Annotated in this window: 5 protein-coding genes; all 5 read left to right on the forward strand. The window is 64.8% G+C overall.

Features of this window, described 5'->3' with window-relative positions; translation table 11 throughout:
- Positions 1-347: amidohydrolase family protein (locus EN993_RS30915; RefSeq protein ID WP_164757917.1), on the forward strand; the 347-nt coding region annotated here is incomplete at its 5' end.
- Entirely contained in the window at positions 344-1,885 is a 1,542-nt protein-coding gene (gene hutH, locus EN993_RS30920) for a histidine ammonia-lyase (protein WP_126068749.1), read from the forward strand. The genes EN993_RS30915 and hutH, both read left to right, overlap by 4 nt.
- Positions 1,885-2,703 carry an N-formylglutamate deformylase gene (gene hutG, locus EN993_RS30925; protein WP_127265669.1) on the forward strand — a complete coding sequence of 273 codons (819 nt, stop codon included), beginning with the start codon at positions 1,885-1,887 and terminating at the stop codon, positions 2,701-2,703. Before hutH ends, hutG begins: the two co-directional genes overlap by 1 nt.
- 27 nt (positions 2,704-2,730) lie before the next feature.
- Positions 2,731-4,401: a urocanate hydratase gene (gene hutU, locus EN993_RS30930; protein WP_127265670.1), complete on the forward strand. Its 1,671-nt coding sequence runs from the start codon at positions 2,731-2,733 to the stop codon at positions 4,399-4,401.
- A gap of 12 nt (positions 4,402-4,413) precedes the next feature.
- The gene (locus tag EN993_RS30935) at positions 4,414-5,001 is read left to right on the forward strand and encodes a HutD family protein (RefSeq protein WP_126068752.1); all 588 of its coding nucleotides are present in this window, start codon (positions 4,414-4,416) and stop codon (positions 4,999-5,001) included.
- Positions 5,002-5,139: the final 138 nt, after the last annotated feature.

Raw genomic sequence — 5,139 nt, forward strand, 5'->3', positions numbered from 1 at the left:
GTGCCTACTATTTCATTCGCGAAACAAAAAAGCCCCCGATCGGCCTGTTTCGCCAGCACGGCGTCAAGATGGCTGTCGCCACCGACAACAATCCCGGCACCTCGCCGCTGACCTCGCTGCTTCTGACCATGAACATGGCCGCGACCCTGTTCGGCCTGACCGTCGACGAATGTCTTGCCGGCGTCACCCGCGAGGCGGCCCGTGCGCTTGGTCTGCTGGGTGAAACCGGCACGCTTGAGGTCGGAAAATCCGCCGACCTGGCGATCTGGGACATCGAGCGCCCCGCCGAACTCGTCTACCGCATGGGCTTCAACCCGCTGCATGCCCGCATCTGGAGAGGACAATGACCGAACTGACCCTGAAGCCCGGCAATGCGACGCTGGCCGACTGGCGCGCGATCTATCGTGGCGCCGCACTGAAGCTCGACGATGCCTGCCGACCGAAAATCAAGGCGAGCGCCGAGGCCGTCGCCAGGATCGTTGCCAAGGGCGAGCCGGTCTATGGCATCAACACCGGCTTCGGCAAACTGGCGAGCGTCCGCATTCCGGCCGAAGACCTGGAGACCTTGCAGCGCAACATCGTGCTGTCGCACGCCGCCGGCGTCGGCGAGCCGATGCCATCAGCCGTTTGCCGGCTGATGATGGCGCTGAAGCTCGCCAGCCTGGCGCAGGGCGCCTCCGGTGTACGGCCGCAAACCATCGAGTTGCTGGAAGCGATGCTGGCCAACGACGTCATCCCGGTGGTGCCGGCGCAAGGCTCGGTCGGCGCCTCCGGTGACCTTGCCCCGCTGTCGCACATGACGGCGGTGATGATCGGCGTCGGCGAATGCTTCACCCCGCATGGACGCTTCCCGGCCAAGGTCGCCTTTGTCTCGCATGGGCTGGAGCCGGTGACATTGGGCGCCAAGGAAGGCCTGGCGCTGCTCAATGGAACGCAATTCTCGACCGCCTACGCGCTGGCCGCCCTGTTCGAGGCCGAAGTGCTTTACCAGTCGGCGCTGGTCGCCGGCGCCTTGTCGACCGACGCCGCAAAAGGCTCCGATGCACCCTTCGATCCGCGCATTCATGCCTTGAGAAAGCATCGCGGCCAGATCGAGACGGCGGACGCGCTGCGCAATCTGATGGCCGGCAGCGCCATCCGTGAATCGCACCGGGTTGGCGACGAGCGTGTGCAGGATCCGTATTGCTTGCGCTGCCAGCCACAGGTCATGGGCGCGGCACTCACCGTGCTGCGCCAGGCGGCCGACACGCTGGGCACCGAGGCCAATGGCGTCACCGACAATCCGCTGATCTTCGCCGAGGATGACACCGCACTGTCCGGCGGCAATTTCCACGCCGAGCCGGTGGCCTTCGCCGCCGACATGATCGCGCTCGCCGTCTGCGAGATCGGCTCGTTGTCGGAACGCCGCATCGCCATGCTGGTCGACCCGGCATTGTCGGGGATGCCGGCCTTTTTGACGCCGAAGCCCGGTCTGAACTCCGGCTTCATGATCCCGCAGGTGACTGCGGCGGCGCTCGTCTCCGAAAACAAGCAGAAAGCCTATCCGGCCAGCGTCGATTCCATCCCCACCTCGGCCAACCAGGAAGATCACGTTTCGATGGCGGCGCACGGTGCGCGCCGGCTGATCGGCATGGTTGAGAACGCCACCGCGGTGATCGGCATCGAACTGCTGGCCGCGGCGCAAGGCTGCGACTTCCATGCGCCGCTGGCGTCGAGCGCGGCGCTCGAGGCCGTGCGCAAGCTGGTCCGGGCCGAGGTGTCGCATCTCGACAATGACCGGCATTTCCACCCCGATATGGAAAAGGCGATCGCCATGGTGCGCAGCGGCGCGACCATCAAGGCAGCCGGCGCGATAGCGCTGCCGTCGATTTCCGGAGCGGCATGATGGCAAGCACGCCCTGGCTCACCGTCACGCCCGGTACCGCCCCGTTGCTGGTGTCGATCCCGCACACCGGAATCGATCTCGCTGGCCTCGAGAACCGGCTGGTGTCGCCCTGGCTCGGCCGCCGCGACTGCGACTGGTGGATCGACATGCTCTACGATTTCGTGACCGACCTCGGTGCAACTGTCGTGCACACCGCGATCTCTCGCACCGTCATCGACGTCAACCGTGATCCATCCGGCGCATCGCTCTATCCCGGCCAGGCGACGACCGGCCTCTGCCCGACAGAAACCTTCGACGGGGATCCGCTCTACCGCGAAGGCGAGGAGCCGGGACCTTCAGAGGTTGATGAGCGGCGCGAAAAATTCTTCGTGCCCTACCATGCCGCCTTGCAGGCCGAGATCGGCCGCTTGCGCGGGCTGCACGAGAAGATCGTTCTCTATGACTGCCATTCGATCCGCTCGGTGCTGCCGCGCCTGTTTGAAGGCACACTGCCGGTGTTCAATCTCGGCACCAATGACGGCAAGAGCGCCGATCCGACCTTGCAGGCGATGGTCGATCAGATCATCGCCGAGACCGGCGAGACCTCTGTCGTCAATGGCCGTTTCAAGGGCGGCTGGATCACGCGCCATTTCGGACAACCTCAAGATGGCGTGCATGCGCTGCAAATGGAGCTGTCCAACCGTGGCTACATGCGCGAGCCGGAAGGTAAGGGCATGCCGGACAACTGGCCGGTGCCTTACGATGCCGAGTTTGCTGCACCGATCCGCGCCACGCTGCGGAAAATCCTCGAGACCGCGACATCCTGGGCGCGCGTCTGACATCAGGTCCTTTTATGGAGTGACGCCATGAACAATCCTCGCCACAACATCCGTGAAGTCCGCAGCCCGCGTGGCACCGAAATCAGCGCCCGCTCCTGGCTGACGGAAGCGCCGCTGCGCATGCTGATGAACAATCTCGACCCGGACGTCGCCGAAAATCCCAACGAGCTGGTCGTCTATGGCGGCATCGGCCGGGCGGCGCGGACCTGGAACGACTTCGACCAAATCGTCGCCTCGTTGAGGACACTGGCCGATGACGAGACTTTGCTGGTGCAGTCCGGCAAGCCGGTCGGCGTCTTCCGCACCCATTCCGACGCACCGCGCGTGCTGATCGCCAATTCCAATTTGGTGCCGCATTGGGCGACCTGGGAAAAATTCAACGAGCTCGATAAAAAGGGCCTGATGATGTACGGCCAGATGACGGCCGGCTCGTGGATCTACATCGGCACGCAAGGTATCGTGCAGGGCACCTACGAGACCTTCGTCGAGGCCGGCCGCCAGCATTATGGCGGCAATCTCAAGGGAAAATGGATCCTGACCGGCGGGCTCGGCGGCATGGGCGGCGCCCAGCCACTGGCCGCCGTCATGGCCGGCGCCTGCTGCCTGGCGATCGAATGCAACCCGGACTCGATCGATTTCCGCCTGCGCACCCGCTATGTCGACGAGCGCGCCGACACGCTCGACGAGGCGCTGGAAAAGATCGAGCGCTGGACCAAGGCCGGCGAGGCGAAGTCGGTCGGACTGCTCGGCAATACGGCCGAGATCGTGCCGGAAATGTTCAGGCGTGGCATTCGCCCCGATATGGTCACCGACCAGACCTCGGCGCACGATCCCATCAACGGCTATCTGCCGAAGGGCTGGACGATGGCCGAATGGCGCGAGAAGCGCGTCAGTGACCCGAAGGCAGTCGAAAAGGCGGCACGCGCGTCCATGCGCGAGCATGTCGAGGCGATGGTGGCGTTCTGGAACGCCGGCGTGCCGACGCTCGACTATGGCAACAACATCCGCCAGGTGGCCAAGGAGGAGGGCTTCGAGAACGCCTTCGCCTTCCCCGGCTTCGTGCCGGCCTACATCCGTCCGCTGTTTTGCCGCGGCATCGGCCCGTTCCGCTGGGCAGCCTTGTCGGGCGATCCCGAGGATATCTACAAGACCGATGCCAAGGTGCGCGAGTTGACGCCCGGCAACACCCATCTTCACAACTGGCTCGATATGGCGCGTGAGCGCATTGCTTTCCAGGGCCTGCCGGCGCGCATCTGCTGGGTCGGCCTCGGCGACCGGCATCGGCTGGGCCTTGCCTTCAACGAGATGGTGGCCAAGGGCGAGCTGAAGGCGCCTGTCGTCATCGGTCGCGATCATCTCGATTCCGGCTCGGTCGCCTCGCCGAACCGGGAAACGGAATCGATGAAGGACGGCTCGGACGCCGTGTCCGACTGGCCGCTGCTCAACGCACTGCTCAATACGGCGTCTGGCGCCACCTGGGTGTCGCTGCACCATGGCGGCGGCGTCGGCATGGGCTTTTCCCAGCACGCCGGCATGGTCATCGTCGCCGACGGCACGCGCGACGCCGCCAGGCGCCTGGAACGGGTGTTGTGGAACGACCCGGCGACCGGTGTCATGCGCCACGCCGATGCCGGCTACGACATCGCCATCGAATGCGCCAAGGAGCACCAACTCAACCTGCCTGGCATTCTCGGGTAACGGACTGATCTCATGCGCATCCTGCGGGCAGCCGAATACCGGTCGATGCCGTGGAAGAACGGCGGCGGCGTGACGACAGAAATCGCCGTCTCGCCCACCGGTGCCGGGCTCGACGACTTCGGCTGGCGCGTCTCGATGGCGCGCGTCGAATCGAGCGGTCCGTTCTCGCAGTTTGCCGGCATCGATCGCACCCTTGCCGTGCTCGAAGGCGAGGGCATCGTCCTCGAGATTGCCGGCTACCCGCCGACATCCATAAACAGGGCGACCGCCCCGTTTTCCTTTCCGGCCGACGTGCAGACCTCGGCCGCGCTGATTGGCGGGCCGATCACCGATCTCAATGTCATGACCCGCCGAAGCCGGATGACGCATTCGGTCGAACGCCTGGTGATTTCGGCTCCCGTGGAAATCCGGACTGAAGCCGGCACAACCCTTATCCTGTGCTTGAACGGCGAAGTCATCGTGCCCGCCGCCGAACCGGTTCGCCTCGGGCCGCTCGACACGCTGCTGCCCGAGCCGGACAGCGCCAGCCTGCTTGTCCAGCCCGCCCATGAGACAACGCTGTTCGTGATCCGGATCGGCGGCATCTCCGGCAACGATTAACGCTTGTTTCCAAACATGATCGCGATGCCGGCGAATTATAGCGTAAGCTGACGGCGGGCATCACGAAAAAGCCCGAATCCTCCCCGTCGATCGATCTCGACGGGAGGAGGGCGCTCGTCGTTGTTTTTCGCTGAGGGA

The organism is Mesorhizobium sp. M7D.F.Ca.US.004.01.2.1 (assembly GCF_003997785.1).
Classification (GTDB): domain Bacteria; phylum Pseudomonadota; class Alphaproteobacteria; order Rhizobiales; family Rhizobiaceae; genus Mesorhizobium; species Mesorhizobium loti.